At 52.2% G+C, this 278-nt stretch carries 1 protein-coding gene; it reads right to left on the reverse strand.

The features are described 5' to 3' along the window. The coding region (locus tag AB8818_RS22945; RefSeq protein ID WP_371200043.1) for a phage terminase large subunit family protein at positions 1-278 on the reverse strand (278 nt) is incomplete at both ends.

Genomic DNA, 278 nt, shown 5'->3' on the forward strand with positions numbered 1-278 from the left:
TTATCGTTACGTCTTGGGCTTAGCCGGGTTTTAACTTCAGGGCTACAGCGAAAAGTACGGTCCAGGCGTTTTTTGGAATGCTCGCGCGCTTTTTCCTCAGATACCTGAATCACAAGCATATCTGCCGGATCGCAGACAATGTTATAAACAATCCAGCCGTCAATCAGCCCGATGGTTTTACCCGTTCGCGCCGGGCCCACAAACACCACCGCATCGTATTCACGCGATGCCAGGCAGTTCATCGGCTCAATCACATAGGGTGCCAGATCCGGATCCCA

It is taken from the genome of Enterobacter sp. KB-280D8, assembly GCF_041399405.1.
In the GTDB taxonomy this organism is placed as follows: Bacteria; Pseudomonadota; Gammaproteobacteria; order Enterobacterales; family Enterobacteriaceae; genus Enterobacter; species Enterobacter cloacae_N.